Source organism: Phytobacter sp. (assembly GCF_059074235.1).
Genome location: NZ_JCACPZ010000004.1, coordinates 406,589 through 432,150, shown reverse-complemented (window position 1 = coordinate 432,150; position 25,562 = coordinate 406,589). Strand labels below are relative to the sequence as shown.

Below are 25,562 nucleotides of genomic sequence, written 5' to 3'. Positions count from 1 at the left end.
TTCAGGGAGCCAGTATGTGTGAACATCATCATGCCGCCCGTCACATCCTTTGTACGCAATGTGATCTGCTGGTGGCATTGCCGGCGTTGCAACGTGGGCATAAGGCGGCATGTCCGCGTTGTGGTACCACGTTGACCACGCGATGGGATGAGCCCCGGCAACGTCCGACAGCTTACGCGCTGGTGGCACTGTTCATGCTGCTACTTTCGAACCTGTTCCCTTTCGTGAATATGAAAGTTGCCGGGGTCACCAGTGAGGTGACCCTGCTGCAAATCCCTGGCGTCATGTTCTCGGAAGATTACGCCAGTCTCGGTACCTTCTTCCTGCTATTCGTGCAATTTGTTCCTGCGTTTTGCCTGGTCACCATTTTGCTATTGGTGAACCGTGTGTCTATGTCGTTACGCACGAAAGTCTTCCTTGCCCGCATTCTTTTTCAGCTCAGAACCTGGGGAATGGCGGAGATTTTTCTCGCCGGGGTACTGGTCAGTTTTGTCAAACTGATGGCCTATGGCGATGTGGGCATTGGCAGCAGTTTTATTCCCTGGTGCCTGTTTTGCATCCTGCAATTAAGAACGGTGCAGTGTGTCGATCGACACTGGTTATGGGATGACATTGCACCCACGCCACCTGTCACTAAGCCGCTGCGTGTTGGTGTCTCGGGTATTCATCAGGGCTTGCGTAGTTGCCCTTGCTGTACGGCCATTGTGGATGCGGATGATCCCATCTGCCCTCGTTGCCACACTAAAGGATTTGTCCGGCGCAGAAACAGTCTACAGTGGACGCTGGCGCTGCTAATTACCTCCATTATGCTGTATCTCCCGGCTAATATTTTGCCGATCATGATTACCGACCTGCTGGGCGATCAAATGCCGTCGACTATTCTGGCAGGCGTCGTACTGCTCTGGAGTGAGGGTTCTTACCCCGTCGCGCTGGTGATTTTCATTGCCAGTATTATGGTGCCAACGCTGAAGATGATCGCGATCGCCTGGTTATGCTGGGATGCGAAAGGGCACGGGCGCCGTGACAGCGAGCGGATGCATTTTGTGTATGAGATTGTTGAGTTTGTTGGCCGTTGGTCGATGATCGATGTGTTTGTTATTGCGGTATTGTCAGCACTGGTGCGGATGGGGGGGCTTATGAATATCTATCCGGCCATTGGTGCACTGATGTTTGCGTTAGTGGTGATTGTCACCATGTTTGCGGCCATGACGTTCGACCCACGTCTGAGCTGGGATAGAGATCCTGAATCAAGCCATGAGGAGCAGTAGGACATGGAGAAAAACAGTGGGGAGGCGAAAGTGCAGAAAGTAAAAAACTGGTCGCCAGTATGGATTTTCCCAATCGTGACGGCCCTGATTGGTGCCTGGATCCTCTTTTATCATTACAGCCACCAGGGGCCAGAGGTTACGCTTATCACCACTAATGCGGAAGGCATTGTTGGCGGGAAAACGACCATAAAGAGCCGTAGCGTGGATGTGGGGGTTGTGGAGAGCACAACGCTGACGGACGATTTAACCCATGTGGAGATCAAAGCACGACTCAATACCGGCATGGAAAAACTGCTCCATAATGATTCCGTGTTCTGGGTCGTCAAACCTCAGGTGGGCCGCGAAGGAATTAGCGGGCTTGGGACATTATTGTCCGGGGCCTACATTGAACTGCAGCCGGGTAAGAAAGGGAGTCAGCCGGATAATTACAAACTGCTGGATTCGCCACCGCTTGCACCACCGGATGCCAAAGGGATCCGCGTGATCCTCGACAGTAAAAAGGCGGGGCAGCTTTCACCGGGCGATCCGGTACTTTTCCGTGGTTACCGGGTAGGCTCTGTTGAAACTAGCACTTTTGATACTGAAAAGCGCTCAATCAGCTATCAACTCTTTATCAATGCGCCAAATGACCGACTGGTGACCAGCAACGTACGTTTCTGGAAAGACAGCGGCATTGCTGTAGACCTCACCTCTGCAGGCATGCGCGTTGAAATGGGCTCTCTTAGCACCCTGTTTGGCGGCGGTGTCAGCTTCGATGTGCCTGAGGGCAATGAACTGGGTGAGCCCGTCGCTGAGAAAACAGCCTTCATGCTGTTTGACGACCAGCGCAGCATCCAGGAATCGCTCTACACCCAGCATATCGACTACCTGATGTTCTTCAAAGATTCGATTCGCGGGCTTCAACCCGGGGCACCCGTTGAGTTCCGTGGCATCCGTCTGGGTACGGTTGAGAAGGTCCCATACTTCACGCCAGAGATGCGCCAGAAGCTGAATGATGATTACCGCATCCCGATTCTGATCCGCATTGAGCCTGAGCGTATTGCCAACCAATTTGGGGGTGATGCCGATGTGGATGGGCATCTTACCGAATTGATGAAACGTGGCCTGAGGGCGGCGCTGAAGACCGGCAATATTGTGACGGGAGCGTTGTATGTTGATCTCGATTTCTACCCGAAAGCGCCGGCAATAAACGAAATGCCGGAATTCGGTGGGCATCGCATTATTCCGACAGTAAGCGGTGGTCTGGCGCAAATTCAGCAGCGACTCATGGACACGCTCGATAAGATTAACAATTTGCCGCTTAACCCAATGATTGAGCAAGCGACCAATACATTGAGTGAGAGCCAGCAAACAATGCGCCGTCTGCAGACGACGCTCGACAACCTCAATAAATTGACAGCCAGCCAGTCTATGCAGCAACTGCCTGCGGACATGCAGGGCACGTTGCGCGAGCTTAACCGAAGCATGCAGGGCTTCCAGCCTGGCTCTGCGGCCTATAACAAAATGGTGGCCGATATGCAGCGCCTCGATCAGGTGTTGCGTGAGCTGCAACCGGTGCTCAAGACGCTGAATGAGAAGAGCAACGCACTGGTATTTGAATCGAAGGGTAAAGACGATCCGCAGCCGAAGAGGGCGAAAGAATGAAGAAAGGAGCAGTAGCACTTCTGGCGGTCCTGCTGACCGCCTGTAGCGCAGGCGGTGACAATAAAAGTTACTACCAGTTGCCTTCACCCAACATGAGTGCGACAACCCCGGGAGAGACGCGTGGGCAGCGGTTACTGTGGGTTGAGCAGGTCAACGTGCCAGATTACCTCGCGGGAAATGGCGTGGTGTATCAGACGTCTGACGTAAAATACGTGATTGCTACCAACAATTTGTGGGCGAGCCCGCTGGATCAGCAACTGAGAACTACTCTGGTGGCAAACCTCAGCAATCAGTTGCCAGGCTGGGTGGTCGCTTCACAACCGCTTGGCAGCGTGCAGGACACGCTTAACGTCACAGTGACAGGATTCCATGGCCGTTATGACGGGCGGGTGATCGTGAGTGGTGAGTGGCTTCTCAATCACCATGGGCAGCTGATTAAGCGACCCTTCCATATTGAGCTGAAACAGCAGCAGGATGGCTATGACGAGATGATCAAAGTTCTGGCTCAGGCATGGCAACAAGAAGCTGTCAGCATCGCGAGTGAACTTAAGCGCCTGCCATAATTAAAATGAATGATTTAATCAAACCGTTACGCTTTTTCAGGTGGCGGTTTTTTTGTTTTTATCCTCAGCCGGTTACTTATACTGCTTCACACTTTTTGTACAAATAAACTCTTTTATGGGTCACATTTATGACACTGGCGTGAATTTTGCGCATTGACGTCGAACGTCATTCAGGGTATTCGTACCCTGTGGTTGCGCGAATTGTGACCACTGTTTTCTTTTCCACCAGACCAAAAAAATGAGGGAAACGAGGCATGAAGAGACAAAAACGTGATCGCCTGGAACGGGCACATCAACGTGGATATCAGGCCGGTATATCGGGACGGCCTAAAGAAATGTGTCCTTATCAGACGCTGAATCAGAGGTCCTATTGGCTTGGAGGCTGGCGAGAGGCCATGGGGGACAGGGCCGTAATTGCCTGATTCTGTCTCTTTAAAAAAGAAACCTCCGCACTGCGGAGGTTTCGCGATTCAGAAGACTGGAAATCAGAAAGAAGAGGTATCCTGGAACAGGCCTACTTTCAAATCAGAAGCGGTATAGATGACGCGGCCATCAACCAGTACTTCACCATCTGCCAGACCCATTACCAGACGACGGTTAATCACGCGTTTAAAGTGAATACGGTAGGTAACTTTTTTTGCAGTTGGCAGAACCTGACCGGTGAATTTCACTTCGCCCACGCCTAGAGCGCGACCTTTACCTTCGGCACCCAGCCAGCCCAAATAGAAACCAACGAGCTGCCACATAGCATCAAGGCCCAGGCAGCCAGGCATCACCGGATCGCCAATAAAGTGGCAACCGAAGAACCACAGGTCCGGATTGATATCCAGCTCAGCTTCGACATAGCCCTTGTCAAAATTGCCACCGGTCTCGGTCATTTTGACCACACGGTCCATCATCAGCATGCTTGGAGCCGGCAACTGCGGGCCTTTAGCGCCGAACAGCTCTCCGCGACCAGAGGCAAGAAGATCTTCTTTTGTATAGGATTCGCGTTTATCTACCATGTTCTCAGTAAGCCTTATTGTGAGTTTCGGACGCAGGATAGCTAACACGTGTACGCTGAACAAGTCCGATCAGTTTGGACCGAACCAACTTAACCAACGTAGCGGCCACGGATAGCGATGGCGTGCATCTGGTTGTGTTGCCTGGGCAATACGTTCGAGGATTGTCTGTTTGAGCGTAGTCTGTCCTTCCTCATCCCACACTAATTGCGTCAGAAGTGGTAGGGCATCCATGACTTCCTCAATCGCCCACACCGAGAACTGTCCTGCCTGTACGGCGTCGATCAATTCCTGATTAAGGCAGAGGTGGCGCACGTTAGCGACAGGGATGATGACCCCTTGTTTGCCGTCCAGACCGCGGCTTTGACAGATGGCAAAGAAGCCCTCAATTTTTTCGTTGAGACCGCCTACAGGCTGAGAGCGACCGAACTGATCGACTGAACCTGTCATCGCGATGCTCTGCGTCAGTGGGACATCAGAAAGAGCACTAATTAATGCACACAGTTCTGCCATAGAGGCGCTGTCACCATCGACTTCACTGTAAGACTGCTCGAATGTTAATGAGGCCGAGAACGGAATTTGCTGCTCAAGATCCAACTCCGACATCAAGAATGCCTGCATGATCATCATGCCTTTAGCATGAATGTTGCCGCCCAACTCGGCTTTGCGTTCAATATCATTGAACTCACCATCCCCGATATGGACGACACAGCTGATGCGAGAGGGTTCACCAAAGGCACGAGGATGGCCAGGGAACTCAATAACGGAAAGGGCGTTAATCTGACCTACGCGCTCGCCTTCCGTTTCAACAAGGATCTGCTCGAGCAGGATTTCATCCTGCATTCTTTCTGCCAGGAAGCCTTCCCGCCACTCACGTTGTGTGAGCATGGTGGTGAATTGCTCTCCACTAAAACTGGCGTCATCTGTGATAGCAGCAACTTCACGTAGCTGACGGGTCAGCCATAGGAAACAAAGCGGGAGCGTTTCTTGATCGCCAGTGAAACGCACGGCTTCATGCATCATTACCGTCCAGGCATCTGCTGCGGGGGCCGGAAGTTCAGCGCCTTGTGCCGTCAACAAGACCCACTGACACCAGAGTGCCATGGCTGCTGCATCAGTAATCTGCAGAGTAGATTCATATTCACTGTAGATGGATTGTGCAGCCAGCTCCGGTTCCATCTCCTGAAAATCAGCCAATGAATCACGTTCACCGACCAGAATAACTTTCAGGTCAAGCGGCATTGAGGGCACGGAGACGGGCAGGGGACGCGATTCATCGAACGACACCCAGTCAAAACGACGCCGCATCACCATGGTCTTAAGGCGCATCCAGAGTAAGGGCTGAGCCATAAGTGTGCGCAATGAGATAACCAGAACGCCGCCGTTTGCTTCGTGCACCAGACCCGGCTGTAATGTCACTTCGTTATTGAACTGACGCAAACAGCCAAATAACTGTTCGGCTTCGACCCAGTCGGCAATGACGACCTGGTGTTTTCCTGCAAAATTTGCCTCGGCATCCTTGGCTGGCCCGAAGGTAACGTGCGATCCTGCTACCTGATAGTCGCCGCCAAAAACCTGTTCTTGTTCCGGAAGGATCTCCTGCACCGCGTTTGCCAGAAGCGTAAGATACTCAGATTCCTCTGGTGCTTTAGCTAACATGAAAGGTGAAGTCGAGGACGGATGAAGCAATTGCTCCAGCGCATACTGTAATCGGGGTTGGGTATCGCCCAGGAAGAAAGCCGACTCGTCGGTTAAGACGGACTGCCCGAAGATCTCCTGATAACTATCGATATCAGGAATCAGTTCATTCCATTCAAGTTTTGTAATGGTCAAAGTCGTTTTTTTAGTCTGATGTAAAGGGCGGGATTATACCGTAAACGTCCGGGCTGCACACACGGATTAGTCGTTTTCACGGTGATGAAATGGCGCTGGCGTGCGCAGAATATGATTTCTTTTCAGCAGAGAAGAAAAAAACTGATATTCTGAACAGAGTTACACGGTAACGTTGAGAGCGCAATGAAATATCAACAACTCGAAAATCTTGAAAGCGGCTGGAAGTGGAAGTATCTGGTGAAAAAGCACCGAGAGGGTGAGCTTATCACGCGATATATCGAAGCCAGCGCAGCAAAAGAGGCTGTCGATTTATTGCTGACCCTCGAGAATGAACCGGTTCAAGTGAACACCTGGATTGAAAAGCATATGAATGCAATGCTGATCAACCGGATGAAGCAGACCATACGTGCACGACGTAAGCGTCATTTCAATGCTGAACACCAGCACACGCGTAAGAAGTCTATCGATCTCGAATTTGTTGTCTGGCAACGTCTTGCAGGCCTGGCTCAGCGTCGGGGAAAAACTCTCTCAGAGACCGTTGTGCAGCTCATCGAAGATGCTGAACACAAAGAAAAATACGCAACCACAATGACCTTTTTGAAGCAGGATTTGCAGGCATTGTTGGGTAAAGAATAATACGATTGTTTTACAGGCAATAAAAAACCCCGCAATGCGGGGTTTTTTTATAAGACTGAAACTTAAGCCTGCGGCTGAGTTACAACGTCTTTGATACCTTTAACTTCGATCTCTACGCGACGGTCTGGCGCCAGGCAATCGATCAGCGCAGGACGCGCTTTCACGTTGTCACAGGTGGTGCCAGTAACTGGGTTGGATTCACCCATGCCACGTGCGGAGATTTTGTTAGCCGGGATACCTTTGGAGATCAGGTAGTCAACCACGGACTGAGCACGTTTCTCAGACAGACCCTGGTTGTAAGCGTCAGAACCGATGCGGTCAGTGAAGCCCAGAACAACTACGGAACCGTCTTTCGGATCCAGGTTGCTCAGCTGGCTGTACATCTGATCCAGCGCCTGCTGGCCTTCAGGTTTCAGGGTTGCTTTGTTGAAGTTGAACAGAACGTCAGACTTCAGAGTGAAGTGCTTGGTCTGTACTTCTGGAGCTGGGGCTGGAGCCGGAGCAGCTACGATCGGAGCAGCTTCTTCCTGCTGACCGAAACGGTAGGAAACACCTACGCTCAGCATGCCGTTGTCCGGACGGGTACCAACGGTGTTTGCATCACCGATGTTGTTAACCCACTGGTATTCCAGACGGGTAGCGATATCGCGGGTAACTGCCCACTCAACACCACCAGCGAATACTGGGGAAACACCAGTGTCGTGATCTTTGAAGCGATCGCCAGCGACGTTAGCTGTAGCGTCTGCACGCCATACCATACCACCCAGACGGGTGTAGATATCCAGATCGTCAGTTACTGGGTAACCCAGTTTAGCGGTCAGCTGAACACCCTGAGCTTTGAACGCACCGTTTACGGTGTCGCCTTTGTAAGGCATACGACCTAACCAGTCGTAACCCATTTCAAAACCAACATACGGGTTAACCTGATAGCCACCGAACGCACCTGCACCCAGCTGGCTTTCATGAGTCGGGCCGTCGTTAGGAATGAAGCCGGTATCATGGAACTGAGACCAGCCCAGTTTACCACCTGCATACCAGGTATTATCTTTCGGAGCGGCCTGCGCTACGGTAGCGAAACCAGCCAGTGCCACTGCAATCGCGATAGCTGTCTTTTTCATTTTTGCGCCTCGTTATCATCCAAAAATCGCCATGGAAATCTCGGAAGAGAAATCACGGTTAAATCCTTCACCGGGGGCATTGCTCACTTGTTACTCAGCAGATATCTTCACGATATCTTTGGCTTAGACCAAGCACCCCTGGCGATGTAAAGTCTACAACGTAGTTGGAAACTTACAAGTGTGAACTCCGTCAGGCATATGAAAAAAAAGGCTTTGTATACACATTATTTAACAAATATGTGCAAGGAATCGCCAGCCCGAAATCGCCGCGAGGCGCGGGAGACATGACCTGGCGCGGTATTTAGTTGATTCCTCTGGAGAGTGGGCCAGAAGTAAAATTAATCCCAGGATTTATCCTAATTTTACTCAATGATACAAATTTGAGTGAATTTTTATCCCAGAATGCTGTCTCGCTCCCTGTTGATCGAGACGAACAGGACGCATCACAAATCCGATCGCATTCCCTTCTTCTGCTGCCAGAGTCAATTGTTGATGCTCGTCTTCGGTCAGTTCGTCGGCATGCCAGCCAATTACCACACTGTAATTCCCTGTGCGCAGCGCCCTAATCATTGACTCCAGCGTGAGGTCAGGTGAAAGCTGGCTAATCTGCATCACTTTGGCCAAAGGAAGACCTGCAGACTGAACCCATTCTCGGCTCAACTTTTGCTGGGGGGTGAGCCATAGCTGCCAACGTGATTGCTGGCCCAGCTGTTGGAGCAGGGGTAGCAGCAGCAGTTGTGTCATTCCGGGCTGGTCTTCGCGATAAACCACCTCACTGATAAGCCCTGTCGGGGAATCGATGGTTTGCGCACGAGGCGCAGAAATAAATTGTGTTGAACGATTTGCACGGCTTAATGAATGGTACATGATCAACCCAGCCCTAGTGGTTACTGTATGTTTATACAGTAACCCTGTAGCGTTCAAAGATCAACCTCATTTTCTGAAAGAGCCTCGCAATTTTGTAGCCTAATTATCTTCAGCAGTAAAATTCTCTTGCTGAGTGTCGTGCACTTCCCTATGTTCCTCCTTAACGGATCCGTTAACAAAGATGCTGTATTAAGCCATGATTTAAAAGGAAATAATCATGAAAAGCTTATCCTATCAAAGGATCTATTTATCGCAGGAATATCTCTCTTCTTTGGGAAAGGTTCAGTCCCGTGCTCTCTTTGGCGGCTACAGTCTGGCGGTTGAAGACGTCGTCTTTGCAATGGTGTCGGAGGGAGAATTGTACTTGCGGGTGTGTGAAGAAAGTGCACCTTATACAGTGAAACGCCAGCCTCCGTTGTTGACATACAAGAAGCGTGGTCGGGATGTGTCGCTCAATTATTATTATGTCGATGAGTCCCTGTGGCAGGATGTTCCTTTGCTCGTACGACTTTCATCCTATTCACTCAATGCCGCACGTTCGGAAATACAGCACCGTAAATCTATGTTGCGACTTAAGGATTTGCCGAATCTCACGTTTCAACTGGAGACTTTGCTTTGTGAGGCTGGTGTCAGGGATGCTGAAATGCTGCGTATGCTGGGGGCGAAAGACTGCTGGCTAAGGATAAAAAAGATGAATAAGCATTTGGGAATAAAGGTGTTATTTGCTCTTGAAGGCGCAATTTTTGGTTTACATGAGGCAGCACTCCCGACGCAGAGACGTCAGGAGCTGATAGATTGGTATAATGCTTTAGACAGCAAGGCATGGGAGCATCACTGAACAACCTGTTGTTGTAAGTGACACATCTCAGGCAGCAAGGCGATCAATAACCCAATTTGCTGCAGTACAAGGGGCTCTTTACTGTCCGGGCGAGGTTCAAGATGTCTGATACGTCGTGACAAGTCTGCCAGCGTCAATTGCACGCGCTCCTCATCGGCAGGCTGATGATGTAGCGCGTCATCGACATAGCATACGGCATCATCCAGTAACCGGAGTATGGCCGGATGCGTCAGCTGCTCGCGATGGGCACCCAGAGCTGAAATATAACTCGTAAAAGTATGGTTCAGGCACAGCAACCGGAAGGCCACTTCACGCTGTTCAACGGAGGTACCTGGCTCCGAGGCCATATTGGAGACCACGGAGGCCAGCTCAGCATCGCGGTTATAGGCATTTCTGCGCGCAATCCGATACGTCAGTCGGTTATCTCGTCCCTGATGATACTGTTCAAGAATGGCATCCAGGTAGCGGCAATTGGCATTAACGGCCTGTTCGGTAACACGCTTGAGATTGCGAAAACGCCAGTCCGGCCAGATGAAACTCACCGCAGCCCACGCGATAGCACAGCCGATCAATGTATCAATGACACGAGGGATGGCGACTTCAAACCCTTCACCGAGCAAATTGAAGCAGAGCAGGACGAGCAACGTAATAAACATGGTTGCCTGCGCATATTGCACCAGGCGAAAGGCAAAAAAGAGCACACCCGTGATGACAATCAGAATCAGTTGTCCTTCGAGTGAAGGGACAAAATAAAGTACCGGTAAACCGAGGGCAACGCCTGCCAGAGTGCCGACAATACGCAACGTTAGGCGATGACGCGTGGCATTATAGTTTGGCTGGCAGACAAAAAGACTGGTGAGCAAAATCCAGTACCCATGATGCAACCCCATCGCCTGAATGACGGCATACCCTACACAGAGCACGACAGACATGCGCACGGCATGACGAAAAAGCGCGGATTCTGGTGTGAGGTTATTGCGCAGACGCAGCCAGATATCGCTCATTCCATGCAGGCTGTCATCTGCCAACATATTTTCCGTTTCGTTAAGCGACGAGGTTTGCGGCTGACCGGATTCAATTGAGGCCAGCTGGGCATCGATAGCCCGCAGATTATCCAGCAGAAAACCGAGTGCTTTAAGTTGTGCGGCGGGTGTAGTGCCGCTGGCCCGGATCCTGTCCAGTGCGGCATCAAGATGAATAAAAGCACGCTCAAAACGGTTGTCATGCTGATAAGGGGTTCGCAGCAATATGGCCCGGGCGAGGTGCGCACAAGCCTGAGACTGTTGCGATATAAGACGCTGGAAGCGAAACATTACATCACTGTAGCGAAAATGCTCGCGTAGCGCTTGATACTGGATGTGCGATGAGCTGGCACGTTCATGAATGTCCTGGGCTGCAAAGTAGTAATGTAAGGTTCTGCGCGTGCCGCGTTGTCCCCGGTCACCACGCAGACGTGTCAACAGAGACGCTTTGGTCTGATTAAGCGTGGTAACCAGTTGCCCGTTTGCCAGCGCCAGTTCGTACAAAGGAGCCTGACTTTCATCTTCGATATCCGGGTCAAACAGGCGGGATTTGAGTTCCAGATAATGCGAAAGCTGCTCGTAGCAGCGTGCCAGATTGTCCTGTAACGGGCGAATGGGGAAGACCAAATGGCCAGCCAGAGTAAGCAGGTTAAACCAGACCGCACCCGCCAAAAGGAGCAGTGGTTGCTGATACCAGACGCTGTAGAGGGACGCGCCAAGCATGGTGTAGATAGCGATGAGTAATGCACCGAATGCGATAGTCGCATAGCGCTGCCCCAGTCCACCCAGCAGGATAAAGCCGATAGTCGATAGCACAAGCCCTGGTGCAAACAGCCATGGCCAGGGGAATAAAAGCTCAACCGAGGCCGAGGCGATAAAAAAGGAAATCAGCGTGATGATAAGGTTACGCAGTCGGCCAGTGAGACGATCATCAAGGTCGGCCAGCGCGGCTGCGACCACACCTAATGTGAGCGGAATGGTCAGCTTCACTTCCCCCAACAGCCAGGGCAGGGCTGCTGTCCCACTGAGGGCAATGAAAATGCGCACGTTGTACAGCCAGGCGCTATTCCAGGTATAGCGACGGAGCAGGGGACTTAGCATCGGCTCTGCATCCTGTTACTGAAAGCGTCTGCGGGCATTGGCTTCACGAGCGGCGCGTGCGACCTCAACCGGGACGACGCGGCGACCTACTGGCCATAAGGCAATGGCGGCAATCTTGAAATTTGCCACCCCCACAGGGATGCCGATGATGGTAATGCATTGCGCAATACCGGCAACGATATGCATCACGCAGAGCCACCAGCCGAACAGCACGAACCAGACAAGGTTCAGCACCGTACCGCCGGCATTAAGCAACGAATTTTTAGCACCCGGCTCCAGTTCATCCACATGGATAGCTTCATTGCCCCAGGGGATTAATGACAGTTTGGTGATTTCCCAGCAGGAACGCGTTAAAGGCAGCGTTACGACCAGCAATACGCTGGCGACAGTAGCGATTAGCCAACCCAATGTGGTGGCAAAGCCGCCAAGAACAAAGTTAAGAATATTCAAAACAGTACGCATAACACCTCGCTGTAATCCATTCAGTGAATGTTTTGGTCAATTGTAATGATTTTTTAGACTGGAGCACGTTTTCTCTGGCGGTTACACTGACAATCACAGTCATATGCTGAGAAACGATGTGTGATGGAACTAAAAGCAACTTCATTAGGAAAACGTCTGGCACAGCATCCCTACGACCGAATTGCCCTTCTCAATGCAGGGGTAAAGGTTTCTGGCGATCGACATGAGTATCTTATTCCCTTCAATCAGTTACTGACCATCGAATGTAAACGTGGTCTGGTGTGGGGAGAACTCGAATTTGTTCTGGTCGATAACAAAGTTGTGCGCCTTCACGGGACTGAATGGGGTGAAACCCAGCGTTTCTATCAGCATCTTAATGAACGATGGCAGCACTGGAGCGCGGAAATGAGCGAGGTGGCTGCGGGTGTTCTTGCCGCGCAGCTGGATGCCATAGCGAGCCGGGTTGATAATGCGGCCTGGCTGACCCGTTCCCAGCTATCCGGTCTGAAACAGCAACTCCTCAATGCGTTTAATGCGCTCCCCGTTCCGCCGCGTCGCCTTGAGACCTTCGAGAATTGCCGCGAACTCTGGCGTCAGTGTCAGGCGTGGTTACACGACACCGAGGGACGTCGGGCTGAGCATAATCAGGCCTGGACGGAACAGATGCTTGCACAGTACGCACCGTTCTTTAAGGATATCGAATCCTCCCCCTTGAACCCGGCTCAGGCGCGTGCCGTGGTTAATGGCGAACATTCACTGTTGGTGCTTGCGGGGGCCGGTAGCGGAAAAACCTCGGTGCTGGTGGCTCGTGCTGGCTGGTTGCTCGCACGCGGCGAAGCATCGCCTGATCAAATTCTGTTACTGGCGTTTGGCCGAAAAGCCGCCCTTGAGATGGATGAGCGTATCCGCGAGCGGCTTCACACTGAAGAGATTACCGCACGGACTTTCCATGCGCTCGCGCTGAACATCATCCAGCAGGGCGGCAAGAAAGCCCCCGCCATCAGTGAGCTGGAGAGTGATACGGCGGCAAGGCAAGCACTTCTGACGCAGACATGGCAGCAGCAGTGTGCTGAGAAAAAATCACAGGCCAACGGCTGGCGGCAATGGCTCAATGACGAACTCGACTGGTCGCTGCCGGAAGGGGACTTCTGGAACGATAAGAAAATATTAAAGCGGATTAGCGCAAGGCTGGATCGATGGATCAGTTTGATTCGTATGCATGGCGGTAGTCAGGCAGAGATGATTGAGGGGGCGCCGGAAGAGATTCGGGCTCTGTTCAGTAAACGTATTAAGCTTATGGCACCTTTGCTCAAAGCCTGGAAAGCGGCCCTGAAGGCCGAAAATGCGGTTGATTTCTCGGGGCTCATTCATCAAGCCGTTGCGGTACTGGAGAAAGGGCGGTTTGTGAGTCCATGGAAACACATTCTGGTGGATGAATTTCAGGATATTTCCCCACAGCGTGCGACGTTACTGGCGGCCTTACGTCGGCAAAATTCACAAACGACGCTGTTTGCGGTAGGGGATGACTGGCAGGCTATCTATCGGTTCAGCGGCGCTCAGCTTTCACTGACCACCGCTTTTCATGACTATTTCGGTGAAGGCGATCTTTGCGCGCTGGATACCACTTATCGTTTCAATACCCGCATTGGGGAAGTCGCGAATGGTTTTGTCCAGCAGAATCCTCATCAACTGCATAAGCCTCTGAATAGTCTGATGGCTGGAGAGAAGAACGCAGTGACATTGCTGGCTGACGATCAACTGGATGCGTTGCTCGATAAGCTCAGCGGGTATGCGACGCCAGACGATCGTATTCTGATACTGGCGCGTTACCATCATGGCAAACCGGCAAGTTTAGAGAAAGCGGCAACACGCTGGCCCAAACTGCAACTCGATTTTATGACGATGCATGCCAGCAAAGGGCAGCAGGCGGAATATGTCATTGTGCTGGGGCTTCATGAAGGCCAGGACGGTTTCCCCGCGCCCGCTCGCGAATCATTGATGGAAGAAGCATTGCTGCCCGTACCGGAAGATTTTCCTGATGCTGAAGAGCGACGATTGCTCTATGTCGCACTGACACGAGCCAAAAAACGGGTCTGGGTGCTCTTTAATAAAGAAAACCCATCGCGATTCGTGGAAGACCTGAAAGGGTTGAATGTGTCGGTTGCCCGTAAGCCTTGATAACCAGGCGGCAGTGTTGCCGCCTGTAAATGCTTACTTCAGACGTTCAGCGAGGTAGCGTTGGTAATCCGGGATCAGGATATCAACGCTGTCATTGAAGTTGGGGGACTGGATAATAAAATCAGCCGTAGACAGATTAGTGGCAACCGGAATGTTCCAGACGGTTGCCAGACGCAGCAGAGCTTTAACATCGGGGTCATGCGGTACCGCATTCAGCGGGTCCCAGAAGAAAATAAGCACATCAATTTTGCCTTCAGAAATCAGCGCACCCACCTGTTGGTCGCCACCCATCGGGCCACTTAACATTGCATTCACGTTCAGGCCTGTGGCGCGTTGAATCAAATTCCCCGTCGTTCCCGTCGCATAGAGCTCATGTTTTGCCAGTTGAGCCTGATGGCGTTCGACCCATGACATCAACATCTGTTTGCAGTGGTCATGTGCCACCAGCGCAATGTGCTTGCGCACCGATAAAGTGCGTGTAGTGAGTTCCATAGTTTGATTCCGTTATTTAGCTTCGCTACAGATTACTGGAAGCGCCTGATGCTGCAAGAGAAGGGTGTGAAAAAAAACACAATAGCGAGCGTTATGTTAACTGGCGCACTATCAGGATGAGGGTTGTTGTTTCACCCACTGCATGAAACGGTCGCGGGTCGCAGGATCGGCCTGTTGATACCAGTACTTTAACCTCTGCTCAGTAAGCGTTTGCGATTGTGTTGGTGGAATATCAAGCTCTGATACTCCCGACAACAATGTGCTGTCGTCGGCCATCATCGTTGCGAATTGAGGCAAGGATGCGTATTTCCCGGCTTTGTTGTAGCGTTCGGTATCCGTTTCAAAATCAACCCCTTTCGGGTGCGTGATGATGTCGAGAATGTCGAGCTTGACAGGAATGGGGGTAGCATTGCCATCAAGCAAAGCAATGTGCGGTGTCGTATTAAACTGATCGGCATCCTTTTGTGTTTCCAGAGAAGGAAGACAGAAATTGACCTGGCCGATGCGCTGGGTATTAAAAGTGGCAATTAGTGGAACGGAGATAAAAAGTCGCGACTCATGGGGGCTGATGTTGACAGTTTTCTCCACGCGGAAGACAACCTGATGCAGGCCATTCTCCAGTTCGATGCTTTCAGCACCGCGAAGCAACGAACTGGAGACTTTTTTGCCATCAAGAACCAGTAAATCAATATCGTTAGAAAGCCTCAGGGTCGTGGCGAAAACCTGAATGGGTAACAAACACGCCATTATCACAACCGCAAAGCCGCTTCTCATTACGCGCTCCTGTCGAACTCCGTCTGGCTGATATTCTGGCTCATGACTTATGTCTATATTTATTAACTTATAGTCACCGTTAAGCGAAACGCTCTCATACTTCTGTATGGGATACATGGTTGCAATGGCATGTTTGGCGTACACTTTCAGAAACCGCAGGAGGAAACATGAAAGAGACTGATATCGCTGAGATCCTTAAGTCGACAAGTACCATTGCGTTAGTGGGAGCGAGTGATAAACCTGACAGGCCGAGTTACCGCGTAATGAAATATCTTCTTGATCAGGGTTATCACGTGATTCCCGTTTCGCCGAAAGTGGCAGGCAGTACCCTGCTGGGCCAGCAAGGTTATGCGACTCTCGCAGATGTGCCTGAAAAAGTGGATATGGTGGATGTGTTTCGTAATTCTGAAGCCGCCTGGGGCGTAGCACAGGACGCCATTGCCATAGGGGCTAAAACCCTGTGGATGCAACTGGGCGTGATTAACGAGCAGGCTGCAGTCTTGGCCAGCGAAGCGGGAATGAAAGTGGTGATGGACAGATGTCCAGCCATTGAAATTCCTCGACTGGGATTAGCCAAATAAAAAAACACCCCGCTTAGCGGGGTGTTGTTAATGTCGGAGGCGCGGAGCCTGCAGCTGTTTGCGAATGGAACGTGAGAGTTCATCCATAGAGGATTGCTCAGGGTGTTCATCCGCCATTTCGCGCATCAGTTGCGCTTCTGCCAGATAAGTATGAATCGGCTCGCCGTCGTCCCCTTCCATGATGACATGGTACCAGGGCGCGGCACGAAGCTCGTCATTTACCGCCATTTCATCGACTGGCGGTTCATCCAGAGAATACTCTGCATCAATATCAAGTACGACACCCAGATACCCTAACAGCGAGTGACGAACTTGCTGACCGATACCGAATTTGCTGGCTATCATAGTCACCTCCAGGAAACTGTTACTTACGCAGATATGCGGGCAAAGTTCCAAAAATCAAGTTACATGACGCGACAGGCAAACCCTTTCAGATACAGCCCTTCCGGGTAAGGTGCGATCACCGGGTGATCGGCGGCCTGACGGAACTGCTCTATAAATTGTACATCACGACCTGCATCTATTGCGGCATCAGCAATAATTTTCTGGAATAAATCTGTCGTCATCAGCCCCGAGCAAGAGAAGGTCATCAGCACACCACCCGGGTTAAGCAACTGGATAGCCAGCATATTGATATCTTTATAGCCCCGACACGCGCCCATCAGCTGACTTTTGTTCTCCACAAATTTCGGCGGGTCCATCACGATCACATCAAATTTCTCGCCCTGGTCGCGGTATTTGCGCAGCAGTTTAAACACGTCGTCACGCACAAACTCTGCTTTGCTAAGGTCCAACTGATTCAGTTCTACGTTCTTTTTGGCGACATCCAGTGCTTCCTGGGACGTGTCAACGCTCACCACCTGGCGGCAGTTACCCATTAACGCTGAAATGGCAAAGCCACCGGTGTAAGAGAAGCAGTTGAGGACGCGTTTGTCTTCAACATAGCGGCGGGTCGCGAGACGACTGTCACGCTGATCCAGGTAATAACCGGTTTTATGACCTGTCTGAATATCGACATACAGCTTCATGCTATTTTCTTCGATAGGCAGCAGTTCTGGTGGCATTTCGCCGACCACCAGGCCTTGTGTCAGCTCCATTCCTTCTTTTTTACGCACCGCAACATCACTACGATCGTAGATGGAACAGATCGGATAGAGTGTCTGCAACGCCGATAAAAGCGCAGGGCGCTGGTATTCCGCCCCGGCACTCAGCAGTTGCAGGACCAGGAAATTGCCAAAGCGGTCAATCGTGATGCCGGGTAAACCATCAGATTCACCGGCAATCAGGCGGTAGCCATCCAGGCCATCGCGTTGCGCCAGCCAGTCACGCCAGGTCTGGGCTTGCTGAATGCGGCGGATAAAGAAGTCGATATCAATCGCCTCTTCTTTATCAAAGGTCCAGACGCGGGCACGAATTTGTGATGCCGGGGAGAACGCACCGCGGGCCAGCCATTTGCCTTGAGAATCGACGATGTCAACGGTTTCACCCAGGCTGGCTTTGCCTTCCATGCGGGCAACAGCGCCGGAGAAAACCCAAGGGTGGCGGCGAAGCAGTGATTTTTCACGGCCTTTGGTCAGTACTAAACGTGCAGTCATAGTCAATTATTCAGCTAAACGGGGGAAATTGGGCGCTATTGTCATGGGTTCATGCCGCAATTGCAATGTGGCGCGTATCAAACTGAATTTTCGGTTTCTGCGATAACTACACCGAGCGCACTGGCCACTGCCCTGACATTACTGTCGCCATGATGAATCCAGTTTTTGATGAAATTGATGAAGTTTTTGTCTTCGGACGCATCCCAAAGATTCAAATAACCTACGGCTTTCCAGCGACGTACATCCGGGTAAAAAACTTGTTCACAAAGATAACGGGAAACCCCGTGGATATTTCGAAGGGTGGCCTGATCCCAGATGCGAGTAATACTTTTGACCTCCAGGACCATAATGTTGTCATTAATAAACTGGAGGATAGCGGAGGTGGGAATATTGCGTGGGACATCCTTAAGTACCTCTTCCAGATAAGCGAAAACGCGCTCTTTTCTTACGTTTATCTTTGGATATTTGGCCAGAGGCAATGCGTCCCAGTGCTTCTGAATGTGGTAGAGATGGCTCATCGCCGCAGCTTCACAGATAGCTTCTTCAAACCAGTGATGTTTGTGCACGTTTGCTCTGTCACAGCGGCAATACGCATGACAAAACATGTGCGTAATCTGGTAAATAATCATTCCCCAGTTTGTTGGATCTTTGATATCCAAACAGACACGATAATAATCGTTGTCTTTGCTGATCGATTGGGGTGAAAACACCATGGGGTAAGTGGATTCGTCGGCATTTGTCAGAAGAAAATCCTTTTCAAGATCATACCCCACCATGCCGGAGAAGGAGTGATAAGCTTCAATGAGCAAAGCATCCAGAACATCGGCTTCAATGCCATGCCATTGGCTTATATCACTTACGATCATTCGAACCTGAGTCATTTATCTTCCTGTACGATATGTGGCTAAAACATTCCATCTGATAACCATTATTGTGCTGGGGGGGGATGGTCACACCAGCACGTAAAAAGCGTGTGGATTTTAATAATATCTTTACACTAATCAGAAGTTTAGTATGACTTTTGTACCCATGCGCACACTTTACTAAAATTAATCTGTCAGGTGCCGAAAACAAACGCTAAACGTTCAGTCAGGGGGATTTATGAGCAGTGACATATCAACGAGTTGCACAATCTGCTGGGTACATGGTCGGGTACAAGGCGTGGGGTTTCGTTATAGCACTCAACACGAAGCGCAACGCTTAGGGCTCACAGGTTATGCCCGAAATATGGACGACGGCAGTGTTGAAGTGGTTGCCTGCGGCGACAGTCAAAAAGTGGAACAGTTGATTGCGTGGTTAAAAGCGGGTGGACCTCGTAGCGCCAGGGTTGAGCGGGTACTTACAGAGCCGCATCACCCCGGCAGCGAGTGGACAAATTTTAGCATTCGCTACTAAATACATTTTACCGGCTTTGGCAGGCCCGCGATTTTGGTTGCCTGCTTGGCTGGACCTTTGGGGAACAGGCGATACAGGTAGCGGCTGTTACCTTTCTCTTCGCCAAATTTATTCGCCATTGCTTTCACCAGCATGCGGATGGCGGGCGATGTGTTGAATTCCAGATAAAAATCGCGCACAAAACGCACAACTTCCCAGTGTTCAACAGCAAGGGTGATCCCCTCCTTTTCGGCGATAGCTGAAGCCAGTTCTTCACTCCAAAGCGCGGTGTCTTTCAGATAGCCTTCGCTATCAGTTTCTATTTCTTTGCCTTCGAAAATCATGGTTTATCGCAATGTCAGTCATTCACTGTCGGGCAGTGTAGCAAAAAAGAAAGCCCCGCTTAAGCGGGGCTTTGGTCATTACAGGCTGATGATTAGTCGCGGCTGGCGAAGCCGAGAATGCTCAACAGGCTGACGAAGATGTTGTAGATAGAAACATACAAACTCACGGTCGCACGAATGTAGTTCGTCTCACCGCCGTTAATGATGTTACTGGTTTCATACAGGATGGCACCCGTTGAAATCAGGATAAACACCGCGCTAATCGCCAGGTGCAGAGCAGGCAGTTGCAGGAAGATGTTCGCCACCATCCCGATAACCACAATTACGATGCCTGCCATCAGCATGCCACCGAGGAAAGACATGTCTTTGCGAGTGGTCAGAACATAGGCCGAGCAGCTGAGGAACACCAGAGCCGTACCGCCCAATGCCAGACCAATCACGTCACCCATACCTGCGGAAAGATAAGCGTTGAGGATTGGACCCAGGATGTAACCTAAAAAACCGGTAAAGGCGAACGCAGACAAAATACCGATCGGCTGATTAGCGGTTTTGTAGGTCAGGAACATCAGACCGTACATACCCACCAGCGTCAGAATCAGGCCCGGAGAAGGCAGCGCCAGCAAGGTGCTTGCGGTTGCTGTAATAGCGGAAAACGCCAGCGTCAGGCTCAGCAGGAAATAAGTATTGCGCAGCACCTTATGGGTGCTAAGCAACGATGTACGGTCGCGCGAGGAGGTAATAATACGATCCATGAGGCACTCTCTTTTAACGGATGTCATAAATGATGAGGATAGAAAATCCCCGTTTCCTTACCTAGCTGTTTTACCCATCTTTACTCAAAATGCAAGCCTGTCAATGAAGCTGTTTATCCTGCGTTTTTTATAAAAATTGGTATCAGTGCGCATTTGTAAAAAATAACCATACCGGTGTCTTATATGTGACTGAAAAATATTGATCTGGCCTGTTTTGAACGTTAAGACTGTATGGTCATTGTCATCAGGAAAACCATCAGGGCGAAGGATATGAAACCACACTATTTAACGCGTGTTGCACTGAGTATGTTAACAATCAGCGGCTTAAGCGCTGCGCCATTGTCATTTGCCGCCAACGTACCTGAAGGCACTGAGCTTGCCGCACGACAGGAACTGGTCCGCAATAACGGAAGTGAACCTGCTTCACTCGATCCGCATAAAGTAGAAAGCGACGTTGAATTCACAATTATCAGCGATTTATTCGATGGGCTTGTTGCAGTCAAAAATGATGGCACAATTGAGCCACGCCTCGCGCAAACGTGGGAAAACAAAGACAATACTGTCTGGATTTTCCATTTGCGCCCTAAAGCAACCTGGTCTGATGGAACCGCCATTACGGCGAAAGATTTTGTCTGGAGCTGGCAGCGTCTGGTCGATCCAAAAACGGCGTCACCTTATGCCAGCTATCCCGGAAATATGCACATTGAGAACGCCAGAGAGATCGCACTGGGTGAAAAATCTCCTGACACCCTTGGCGTCAAAGCGCTGGATGACAACACACTTGAAGTCCGTCTGACGCAGCCAACCGCCGCTTTCCTGGCGATGCTTGCCCACCCCTCTATGGTTCCGGTCGACAAAATCCTGATTAATCGGTTTGCCGAGAAGTGGACTAAGCCAGAGCACATCGTTACCAGCGGTGCGTATAAGCTTAGCGACTGGGTCGTGAATGAAAAAATCATCGCCCAGCGTAATACCCGCTACTGGAATGATAAAGCCACGGTTATCAATAAAGTGACTTACTTGCCTATCAGCTCAGAAACTGCCGATGTGAACCGTTATAAGGCGGGTGAAATTGATGTCTCCTACACCATTCCTGTTAATCAGTTTGCACAGCTGAAAAAGACGATGGGCGACCAGGTGAGCGTCCTGCCACTTCTCTCCACTTACTATTACGAACTGAACACCACCAGACCGCCGTTTAATGACGCCCGAGTTCGTCGTGCGCTGAATATGGCACTCGACAAAGACATCATTGCGGAGAAGGTAATGGGGCAGGGACAACGTCCGGCCTGGTTAATCAGCCAGCCAGAAATTGGCGGCGTGGCTTTAAAAGCACCGGAATACGCCTCATGGCCTCGCGAAAAACGTATTGAGGAAGCGAAAAAGCTGCTCAATGAGGCCGGGTACAATGATGCCCATCCGCTGTCGTTCAATTTGCTCTACAACACAATGGAGACCCATCAGCGCCTGGCGATTGCTGTCAGTTCAATGTGGAAGAAAAACCTGGGTGTTGAGGCGAAACTGCAGAATCAAGAGTGGAAGACCATGCTAGATACCATGCATACCGGCAATTTCGACGCGGTACGCTATGCATGGATTGCGGATTATGATGATGCGGCTACGTTCTTAAACAATTTCCGCACCGGCGACAGTGAAAATACCTCGAAGTACAGCAATCCTGCCTATGACGAAGTTTTGCAAAATGCTGCCAAAGCGAAGGACGTGACGCAGCGTGGTCATTACTACCAGCAGGCTGAAGATATTCTGGCGCAGGACGTTCCCGCGATTCCGCTTTACCACTATGTCCGTACACACCTGGTGAAACCGTGGGTCGGTGGATTTGCCCCCGATCACCTGGGTTATTACTACACCAAAGATATGTATATCAAAAAACATGAGGGCTGATGGAACGCGAATTATGCTGTTTTAATGGTCAATGTGGTGTTATTTCAGGCAATTAAATCACATTTGCCTGTTTTTCAGGCAAACAGTGAATATCGGGCTTTACAGACGTCATCGGGATGTTTATAGTGCGCCTCATTCCGGAAGTGTGGCCGAGTGGTTGAAGGCACCGGTCTTGAAAACCGGCGACCCGAAAGGGTTCTAGAGTTCGAATCTCTACGCTTCCGCCAGATTAAACAAGGGCTTACCATTAGGTAAGCCCTTTGTTTTTCTGGCTCTTGGTAAAGTGTTGGTATATTCACTTGGTATATTTTCCGACACGCCAGCCTCAATCTTCCTCTGCATCACTCAAAAATGGCAGATCCAGCGACGGTGAAACTTTAATTTTTCTGTCGTAAACCAGCACCTGACTCTCTGTTTTGTGTCCACTGAAAAGCTGTTTATATTGACTTGAACCTTTGGCGAAGGCCATTACGTCATGATGCTTTGCCTTTTCTTCTTCGTAACGATTCCTGGTTGTGAAGATGTTTGTATCGCGTATTTTCCCTGTGCAATGCTGAGCTTGGTTCCCTTAGTCTTCGAGCCCTGGCTGGGTGAAACGGCGTGTTGATGGTGCCGGAACGGTTGGCATTTACATAATGTCTGATGCTAACGGTAATGTTGGTTTCCCGAACGGTTCGAATTTGTCTGTCTTTACTGGGCTACACGATAGCCATGATGCAGGTTCGCCAGACGATGACGGGTATGTCTGCATGTGGTGAAGTGCTTAACGACTAAGAATGGCCTTTTGCCTGGCATATAAACGCCCTGGAAATTATTTCTTAGCTGGATACACCCGTTTGCTGATATTAAACCGATGGATCTATCGTGTTTGTCGAGGCTCTTTCAGCGCTTGGTTTTGAATATGTAGCAAAACAAGGTGTTGCGATAAATACCCAGTTAGCGACTGGAGCATCGACCAGCTTGCTGCCAGGTGTGGCGGTTGCAATGAGTATTTTAATAAACGGTTATTTTCTAAGAAAGACTTCATCCGCATACCAGACGTACAAGTTGGTATGGTAGTCCAGTGAGAGACCGTATCATCCTTCTCAAGTGGTGATGGGCTTTGAATCCATCGCACTTCAATTAGGGTACTAATGTGGCCACAGCATATTATGCTCAATCTTAGAATTCATTCACACTATCCGCATGTAAAGATGATGGAACTTGCAGTGAGCACACTTGGCCAACTGGCGCCATTCTATTCTCGGAAGAAGATACGAAAATATACTGGAGTCGAACACCGCACCAGGAAAATAACTCAGTTTTTGGTAAAGCTTGTATGGCTTCGATGTGTCCCATCCAACTCAAGAACAACTTGCAGTTCAGGTTGAACAACAAAGGTTGGTGTTGATGATAAAGGTTGATTTTCAAATTCCCAGGTGCCAAGGTGCAGTAGATTGAGGTAAAGCGGCAAATGAATAGGTTAGTGAACTGTTTTCCTGGCTGGATGATAATCTTGCTATTATAAGGGTTAATCCAGAATGGGTTATTTGTCCCGGTTTTTCTGGGTAAATCTGTTCCGCAAAATCACTTTTTTGGTATGAGTACAGTGCGTGCAAGTGGGGTGGTACGATTTCCCTCTTAACCTTCATATCACAAGGCGTATCTTGGTTGTAGTGAAATTAGGATGACTTCTGTTTGATAAAATCATAAAATCACACTGTGGTATTTATAACAATCTTATAGGAAAATAATGTGAGCATTTTTAATAGAAAAAATAATGCTTTTAATTTTATAAAGCTTGTGGCTGCTGTTGTTGTTATTTATTCTCATAGCTACGCCATTGCTCCAGAAGATAAATATGTTGAGTTAATTTCTAAAATTACCCGAGTAACTCATGCAGGAGAAATAAGTGTTGCAGTTTTTTTCTTCCTGAGTGGTGCTCTTGTGACCAAGAGTTTATTTTCTTCAGATAATGCATTTGATTATTTAAAAAAAAGAATACTTCGAGTATATCCGGCGTTGATCGTTTGTTGCTTCTTAACTTCTTATTTTTTCTCATGGGTATTTGGAGGTGCATCTTTTATTGAAATGATAACCTCTAATGAGGCATTTAATTACTTCCTGAGTAACTCTATTGCAGTCTGGAATATTCATGTGATTCCAGGGGTTTACGATGCCCATAGGACTAATTCACTTAACGGTTCGTTATGGTCAATTACTTTAGAAGTGAGATTGTATCTTTTTCTGGCTGTGATGTATGTTTCTGGTTTTTTTGCTAAATCAAGAGAGTATAGAGTTGCAGTTTTTGTCATTCTGGTAATTTCAATAGCGGTTTACCCATCATATGTACCAATGATTGGGGATGATGCCTTGTCTTATGGAAATTACTCCTTTCCTGTTTTTTCATGTGTCTTCTTAATTGGTGGGATTTTTTACCTTCTTGAGGATAAGATTAAGGTTGGTTTACCAATAGTTATCGTATTTCTGGTTGCGGTCTTAATTTTTAAGGGGTCCCTGTTTTATAAGGGGGCTATTTTTAGTTTGGCTATAGTTTTTTCAATTTGGTTAGGAACTTCTGGTTTTGCAAAAAGAAGACTTCAGTTAAAAAATGATTATTCTTATGGTATGTATTTATATGGATGGCCTGCGCAACAAATCGCATATTCACTTTTGAATAATGTAGTCCACATGAAACCATGGATAATAACAATTACTGCTATACCGATCGCTTTTTTATTTTCTTATGTGTCGTGGAGAATAATAGAATCACCATGTATGAAAGTAGGTTCAAAAAAAATAAAAAAAGCCACCATAGATAATGGGCTTGTTGGTTAAAAATGCGTTGACAGGGCCATTGTTTACATTTGGAATTTTCCTCGGCAATTTTTTCTGAGGCGAGTATTGTGCCATCAAAATGACTGAGGAAATTAAATGCTATATGTCGATTTTGTTGCCTGCTGCGCACTGTACTGTCCTGGGTTTTCGATCACTTTGTGGAGTGAATTTGAGTAAATCAATATTGAGATTGCAGGAGTTGAGCTAATGTATCAGGTTCTATAAAAATGATTACCATGCCTTAACTTTATCTCCACAAAAGATAATCCCCTTAAACCCCCTGTCTAACGGAGCGGGGGGTTGCTCACTCACATCGAATAGTTTTTTGTTTAAAAATAGTGTTTATGTGAGGTAATTTATGTCGAGATGTGTTGGCATTGGTTGGTCATTCCGGGCT

At 49.4% G+C, this 25,562-nt stretch carries 24 protein-coding genes, 1 tRNA gene and 1 pseudogene; 12 read left to right on the top strand and 14 right to left on the bottom strand.

The genetic code is table 11. The features are described 5' to 3' along the window. Positions 1-14: 14 nt before the first annotated feature. From pqiA to rmf, 4 genes are all read left to right on the top strand, one after another. Entirely contained in the window at positions 15-1,268 is a 1,254-nt protein-coding gene (gene pqiA, locus AC5JPW_RS06140; protein WP_494238914.1) for a membrane integrity-associated transporter subunit PqiA, read from the top strand. Between the two features lie 3 nt (positions 1,269-1,271). After that, complete coding sequence (gene pqiB / locus AC5JPW_RS06135) at positions 1,272-2,912, top strand: intermembrane transport protein PqiB (protein WP_494238912.1); 1,641 nt, start codon at positions 1,272-1,274, stop codon at positions 2,910-2,912. Further along, positions 2,909-3,475, top strand: a complete 567-nt coding sequence (gene pqiC / locus AC5JPW_RS06130) for a membrane integrity-associated transporter subunit PqiC (RefSeq protein ID WP_494238910.1) — start codon at positions 2,909-2,911, stop codon at positions 3,473-3,475. The genes pqiB and pqiC overlap by 4 nt, the downstream gene beginning before the upstream one ends. Positions 3,476-3,729: 254 nt before the next feature. After that, on the top strand, positions 3,730-3,897 hold the full coding sequence (gene rmf / locus AC5JPW_RS06125; protein WP_458043617.1) for a ribosome modulation factor: 168 nt from the start codon (positions 3,730-3,732) through the stop codon (positions 3,895-3,897). A 63-nt stretch (positions 3,898-3,960) separates the two neighbouring features. On the opposite strand, the gene fabA is transcribed toward rmf, so the two are convergent. Next, on the bottom strand, positions 3,961-4,479 hold the full coding sequence (fabA, locus tag AC5JPW_RS06120) for a 3-hydroxyacyl-[acyl-carrier-protein] dehydratase FabA (protein ID WP_494238909.1): 519 nt from the start codon (positions 4,477-4,479) through the stop codon (positions 3,961-3,963). A gap of 69 nt (positions 4,480-4,548) precedes the next feature. Beyond that, complete coding sequence (locus AC5JPW_RS06115) at positions 4,549-6,309, bottom strand: AAA family ATPase (protein WP_494238908.1); 1,761 nt, start codon at positions 6,307-6,309, stop codon at positions 4,549-4,551. A gap of 183 nt (positions 6,310-6,492) precedes the next feature. On the opposite strand from AC5JPW_RS06115, the gene matP reads away from it, so the two are divergent. After that, positions 6,493-6,945, top strand: a complete 453-nt coding sequence (gene matP, locus AC5JPW_RS06110) for a macrodomain Ter protein MatP (RefSeq protein ID WP_494238906.1) — start codon at positions 6,493-6,495, stop codon at positions 6,943-6,945. A gap of 62 nt (positions 6,946-7,007) precedes the next feature. Here the strand turns inward: matP and ompA are convergent, their stop codons facing one another. Continuing rightward, a complete protein-coding gene (gene ompA / locus AC5JPW_RS06105) occupies positions 7,008-8,063 on the bottom strand; it encodes a porin OmpA (protein WP_494238905.1) in 1,056 nt (351 codons plus the stop codon). A 366-nt stretch (positions 8,064-8,429) separates the two neighbouring features. Then, on the bottom strand, positions 8,430-8,930 hold the full coding sequence (sulA, locus tag AC5JPW_RS06100; protein ID WP_494238903.1) for an SOS-induced cell division inhibitor SulA: 501 nt from the start codon (positions 8,928-8,930) through the stop codon (positions 8,430-8,432). Between the two features lie 217 nt (positions 8,931-9,147). On the opposite strand from sulA, the gene AC5JPW_RS06095 reads away from it, so the two are divergent. Further along, the gene (locus AC5JPW_RS06095; protein ID WP_494238902.1) at positions 9,148-9,768 is read left to right on the top strand and encodes a TfoX/Sxy family DNA transformation protein; all 621 of its coding nucleotides are present in this window, start codon (positions 9,148-9,150) and stop codon (positions 9,766-9,768) included. On the opposite strand, the gene yccS is transcribed toward AC5JPW_RS06095, so the two are convergent. Both yccS and AC5JPW_RS06085 read right to left on the bottom strand, forming a co-directional pair. Then, positions 9,762-11,891 (bottom strand): YccS family putative transporter, encoded by a 2,130-nt coding sequence (yccS, locus tag AC5JPW_RS06090; protein WP_494238901.1) that lies wholly within the window; start codon positions 11,889-11,891, stop codon positions 9,762-9,764. The genes AC5JPW_RS06095 and yccS overlap by 7 nt on opposite strands. Before the next feature lie 15 nt (positions 11,892-11,906). Then, entirely contained in the window at positions 11,907-12,353 is a 447-nt protein-coding gene (locus AC5JPW_RS06085; RefSeq protein ID WP_494238900.1) for a YccF domain-containing protein, read from the bottom strand. Positions 12,354-12,476: 123 nt separating this feature from the next. Between AC5JPW_RS06085 and helD the strand changes: the two genes are divergently transcribed. After that, on the top strand, positions 12,477-14,531 hold the full coding sequence (gene helD / locus AC5JPW_RS06080; protein WP_494238898.1) for a DNA helicase IV: 2,055 nt from the start codon (positions 12,477-12,479) through the stop codon (positions 14,529-14,531). A gap of 33 nt (positions 14,532-14,564) precedes the next feature. Here the strand turns inward: helD and mgsA are convergent, their stop codons facing one another. Both mgsA and csgI read right to left on the bottom strand, forming a co-directional pair. After that, on the bottom strand, positions 14,565-15,023 hold the full coding sequence (gene mgsA / locus AC5JPW_RS06075) for a methylglyoxal synthase (RefSeq protein WP_494238897.1): 459 nt from the start codon (positions 15,021-15,023) through the stop codon (positions 14,565-14,567). Between the two features lie 111 nt (positions 15,024-15,134). After that, positions 15,135-15,797 (bottom strand): curli synthesis inhibitor, encoded by a 663-nt coding sequence (gene csgI / locus AC5JPW_RS06070; RefSeq protein WP_494238895.1) that lies wholly within the window; start codon positions 15,795-15,797, stop codon positions 15,135-15,137. 167 nt (positions 15,798-15,964) lie between these two features. Between csgI and AC5JPW_RS06065 the strand changes: the two genes are divergently transcribed. Next, a complete protein-coding gene (locus AC5JPW_RS06065; RefSeq protein WP_494238894.1) occupies positions 15,965-16,378 on the top strand; it encodes a CoA-binding protein in 414 nt (137 codons plus the stop codon). 27 nt (positions 16,379-16,405) lie between these two features. Here AC5JPW_RS06065 and hspQ read toward each other — a convergent pair whose 3' ends face one another. The 3 genes from hspQ to AC5JPW_RS06050 form a co-directional block, all read right to left on the bottom strand. After that, positions 16,406-16,723 carry a heat shock protein HspQ gene (gene hspQ, locus AC5JPW_RS06060; RefSeq protein WP_494238892.1) on the bottom strand — a complete coding sequence of 106 codons (318 nt, stop codon included), beginning with the start codon at positions 16,721-16,723 and terminating at the stop codon, positions 16,406-16,408. A 59-nt stretch (positions 16,724-16,782) separates the two neighbouring features. Then, positions 16,783-17,973, bottom strand: coding sequence for a 23S rRNA (cytosine(1962)-C(5))-methyltransferase RlmI (gene rlmI / locus AC5JPW_RS06055; protein WP_494238890.1), 1,191 nt, complete (start codon positions 17,971-17,973; stop codon positions 16,783-16,785). Positions 17,974-18,050: 77 nt separating this feature from the next. Continuing rightward, positions 18,051-18,854, bottom strand: coding sequence for a hypothetical protein (locus tag AC5JPW_RS06050; RefSeq protein WP_494238888.1), 804 nt, complete (start codon positions 18,852-18,854; stop codon positions 18,051-18,053). Between the two features lie 232 nt (positions 18,855-19,086). Between AC5JPW_RS06050 and yccX the strand changes: the two genes are divergently transcribed. Further along, on the top strand, positions 19,087-19,368 hold the full coding sequence (yccX, locus tag AC5JPW_RS06045; RefSeq protein ID WP_494241145.1) for an acylphosphatase: 282 nt from the start codon (positions 19,087-19,089) through the stop codon (positions 19,366-19,368). Here the strand turns inward: yccX and tusE are convergent. Together tusE and yccA are read right to left on the bottom strand one after the other, a co-directional pair. Further along, entirely contained in the window at positions 19,365-19,691 is a 327-nt protein-coding gene (gene tusE / locus AC5JPW_RS06040) for a sulfurtransferase TusE (protein ID WP_494238887.1), read from the bottom strand. The two genes, yccX and tusE, sit on opposite strands and share 4 nt — an antisense overlap. A 92-nt stretch (positions 19,692-19,783) precedes the next feature. Next, the gene (gene yccA / locus AC5JPW_RS06035) at positions 19,784-20,443 is read right to left on the bottom strand and encodes an FtsH protease modulator YccA (protein WP_494238885.1); all 660 of its coding nucleotides are present in this window, start codon (positions 20,441-20,443) and stop codon (positions 19,784-19,786) included. A 270-nt stretch (positions 20,444-20,713) separates the two neighbouring features. On the opposite strand from yccA, the gene AC5JPW_RS06030 reads away from it, so the two are divergent. Together AC5JPW_RS06030 and AC5JPW_RS06025 are read left to right on the top strand one after the other, a co-directional pair. Next, entirely contained in the window at positions 20,714-22,348 is a 1,635-nt protein-coding gene (locus AC5JPW_RS06030) for an ABC transporter substrate-binding protein (protein ID WP_494238883.1), read from the top strand. A gap of 139 nt (positions 22,349-22,487) precedes the next feature. Further along, positions 22,488-22,575: transfer RNA gene (locus AC5JPW_RS06025), tRNA-Ser, on the top strand. A 98-nt stretch (positions 22,576-22,673) separates the two neighbouring features. Here the strand turns inward: AC5JPW_RS06025 and AC5JPW_RS06020 are convergent. Beyond that, a pseudogene (locus AC5JPW_RS06020) lies at positions 22,674-22,805 on the bottom strand (tyrosine-type recombinase/integrase); the annotation flags it as partial. 1,277 nt (positions 22,806-24,082) lie between these two features. Between AC5JPW_RS06020 and AC5JPW_RS06015 the strand changes: the two are divergent. Then, the gene (locus AC5JPW_RS06015) at positions 24,083-25,165 is read left to right on the top strand and encodes an acyltransferase family protein (RefSeq protein ID WP_494238881.1); all 1,083 of its coding nucleotides are present in this window, start codon (positions 24,083-24,085) and stop codon (positions 25,163-25,165) included. Positions 25,166-25,562: the final 397 nt, after the last annotated feature.

Excerpts from the sequence above, each read along its gene's own strand:
- AC5JPW_RS06065 (WP_494238894.1), top strand. The coding sequence starts at position 15,965 with ATGAAAGAGACTGATATCGCTGAGATCCTTAAGTCGACAAGTACCATT.
- fabA (WP_494238909.1), bottom strand. The coding sequence starts at position 4,479 with ATGGTAGATAAACGCGAATCCTATACAAAAGAAGATCTTCTTGCCTCT.
- mgsA (WP_494238897.1), bottom strand. The coding sequence starts at position 15,023 with ATGGAACTCACTACACGCACTTTATCGGTGCGCAAGCACATTGCGCTG.
- AC5JPW_RS06095 (WP_494238902.1), top strand. The coding sequence starts at position 9,148 with ATGAAAAGCTTATCCTATCAAAGGATCTATTTATCGCAGGAATATCTC.
- matP (WP_494238906.1), top strand. The coding sequence starts at position 6,493 with ATGAAATATCAACAACTCGAAAATCTTGAAAGCGGCTGGAAGTGGAAG.
- hspQ (WP_494238892.1), bottom strand. The coding sequence starts at position 16,723 with ATGATAGCCAGCAAATTCGGTATCGGTCAGCAAGTTCGTCACTCGCTG.
- pqiA (WP_494238914.1), top strand. The coding sequence starts at position 15 with ATGTGTGAACATCATCATGCCGCCCGTCACATCCTTTGTACGCAATGT.
- rlmI (WP_494238890.1), bottom strand. The coding sequence starts at position 17,973 with ATGACTGCACGTTTAGTACTGACCAAAGGCCGTGAAAAATCACTGCTT.
- yccS (WP_494238901.1), bottom strand. The coding sequence starts at position 11,891 with ATGCTAAGTCCCCTGCTCCGTCGCTATACCTGGAATAGCGCCTGGCTG.
- pqiB (WP_494238912.1), top strand. The coding sequence starts at position 1,272 with ATGGAGAAAAACAGTGGGGAGGCGAAAGTGCAGAAAGTAAAAAACTGG.
- tusE (WP_494238887.1), bottom strand. The coding sequence starts at position 19,691 with ATGATTTTCGAAGGCAAAGAAATAGAAACTGATAGCGAAGGCTATCTG.
- helD (WP_494238898.1), top strand. The coding sequence starts at position 12,477 with ATGGAACTAAAAGCAACTTCATTAGGAAAACGTCTGGCACAGCATCCC.
- ompA (WP_494238905.1), bottom strand. The coding sequence starts at position 8,063 with ATGAAAAAGACAGCTATCGCGATTGCAGTGGCACTGGCTGGTTTCGCT.
- yccA (WP_494238885.1), bottom strand. The coding sequence starts at position 20,443 with ATGGATCGTATTATTACCTCCTCGCGCGACCGTACATCGTTGCTTAGC.
- AC5JPW_RS06085 (WP_494238900.1), bottom strand. The coding sequence starts at position 12,353 with ATGCGTACTGTTTTGAATATTCTTAACTTTGTTCTTGGCGGCTTTGCC.
- csgI (WP_494238895.1), bottom strand. The coding sequence starts at position 15,797 with ATGAGAAGCGGCTTTGCGGTTGTGATAATGGCGTGTTTGTTACCCATT.
- pqiC (WP_494238910.1), top strand. The coding sequence starts at position 2,909 with ATGAAGAAAGGAGCAGTAGCACTTCTGGCGGTCCTGCTGACCGCCTGT.
- sulA (WP_494238903.1), bottom strand. The coding sequence starts at position 8,930 with ATGTACCATTCATTAAGCCGTGCAAATCGTTCAACACAATTTATTTCT.
- rmf (WP_458043617.1), top strand. The coding sequence starts at position 3,730 with ATGAAGAGACAAAAACGTGATCGCCTGGAACGGGCACATCAACGTGGA.
- AC5JPW_RS06030 (WP_494238883.1), top strand. The coding sequence starts at position 20,714 with ATGAAACCACACTATTTAACGCGTGTTGCACTGAGTATGTTAACAATC.
- AC5JPW_RS06050 (WP_494238888.1), bottom strand. The coding sequence starts at position 18,854 with ATGACTCAGGTTCGAATGATCGTAAGTGATATAAGCCAATGGCATGGC.